Source organism: Paenibacillus sp. P3E, from assembly GCF_001909045.1.
In the GTDB taxonomy this organism is placed as follows: domain Bacteria; phylum Bacillota; class Bacilli; order Paenibacillales; family Paenibacillaceae; genus Paenibacillus_AQ; species Paenibacillus_AQ helianthi.
Window position 1 is genome coordinate 1 of record NZ_LVWH01000096.1, and the last position, 1743, is coordinate 1743.

The following is a 1743-nucleotide window of genomic DNA, read 5'->3' on the forward strand; positions in this document are numbered from 1 at the left end:
AATTAAGTGAGGGTATGTAAATGTTTAGTAAAAAAACTATCTTAATAACAGGTGGTACTGGATCATTTGGGAATGCTGTATTAGAACGTTTTTTAGATACAGATATTGGTGAAATTCGAATTTTCTCGAGAGATGAAAAAAAACAAGATGATATGAGAAAACACTACAATAATGATAGAATTAAGTTTTTTATTGGAGATGTTCGTGATTTATCAAGCGTCAAAAATTCTATATATGGGGTTGACTATATATTTCATGCTGCTGCTTTAAAGCAGGTTCCTTCATGTGAGTTTTTCCCTTTGGAGGCAGTTAAAACTAACATCCTTGGTACAGATAATGTATTAACCGCTGCAATTGAAAGTGGTGTAACAAAAGTAATTTGCTTATCTACTGATAAAGCCGCATACCCTATAAATGCAATGGGTATATCTAAGGCCATGATGGAAAAGGTTTTAGTAGCTAAGGCGAGGACCGTATCTCAAGAGAAAACAATGATTTGTGGCACAAGATATGGGAATGTTATGGCGTCTAGAGGCTCTGTTATTCCGTTGTTTATTGAACAAATTAAAAAAGGGCAACCGTTAACTATCACAGATCCTAAAATGACTCGATATCTCATGAGTCTTGAGGAGGCAGTTGAGTTGGTCATATTTGCATTTTACAATGCCAATTCTGGAGATATTATGGTACAAAAAGCTCCTGCATCAACTATTGGAGATCTTGCGATGGCAATTAAAGAAATATTTAACGCAACTAATGAAATTAAGATAATTGGTACAAGACACGGAGAGAAATTATATGAAACATTACTTACTAAAGAAGAGCATAATAATGCAGAAGATTTGGAAGGATTCTATAGAATTCCTGCTGATTCAAGAGATCTGAATTATGACAAGTATTTTGTAGAGGGCGATCATGAACTTTCTGATTCGGAAGAATACAATTCGCACAATACAACAAGGCTTAGTTTAGAACAAGTTAAAATGAAATTACTAGACTTGTCATATGTGCAAAATGAACTTAATGAATGGAGAAGTTAGTCTTGAAATATCTAATATTAGGAGCTGCCGGAATGGCAGGACATACTATTTCTTTATATTTACATGAGCAAGGTTATGAGGTAACTACATTTACCAGATCCTACTTCCCGATAGGCAAGAATATAATTGGAGATGCCTACTATAACTTAGACCTGCTCTCTAAAGTAATTCTTGAAGGCGACTTTACAGTAGTGGTGAATTGTATTGGTCTTCTTAACCAATATGCTGAAGATAATAAACAAAAAGCTGTTTTCCTTAATAGTTATTTACCTCACTATATTAGTGATCTTACTAAAGAAATGAGAACAAGGGTTATTCATATGAGTACGGATTGTGTATTTTCAGGAAAAAAAGGAAATTATATAGAAGATTCATTTAAAGATGGAGAGACATTCTATGATCGTTCTAAGGCATTAGGGGAATTAGATAATGCCAAGGATTTAACTCTAAGAAATTCTATTATTGGCCAAGATATGAATGTTGAAGGCATTGGATTATTTAATTGGTTTATGAAACAGTCTAATGAAGTGAATGGATACAGTAGAGCGATGTGGAGTGGTGTTACGACACTTACTCTTGCTAAAGCAATTGAAAAGGCAGCTTTAGTGAATTTAGTTGGTATTTATCATTTAGTTAATAACGAGTCTATTTCTAAATTTAATCTATTAAGCTTATTCAATGCTTATTTCAAAGGTAATAAAAT

Annotated in this window: 2 protein-coding genes; both read left to right on the plus strand. The window is 33.2% G+C overall.

The genetic code is table 11. From position 1 onward, the window contains the following. The first annotated feature begins 20 nt into the window (after positions 1-20). Positions 21-1040, plus strand: coding sequence for a polysaccharide biosynthesis protein (locus tag A3842_RS09520; protein WP_074101180.1), 1020 nt, complete (start codon positions 21-23; stop codon positions 1038-1040). Between the two features lie 2 nt (positions 1041-1042). Further along, positions 1043-1743 (plus strand): sugar nucleotide-binding protein (locus A3842_RS09525; RefSeq protein WP_074101181.1); only part of this gene is annotated, 701 nt, incomplete at its 3' end.

Coding starts and splice junctions, on each gene's coding strand:
- A3842_RS09520 (WP_074101180.1), top strand. CDS start 21: ATGTTTAGTAAAAAAACTATCTTAATAACAGGTGGTACTGGATCATTT.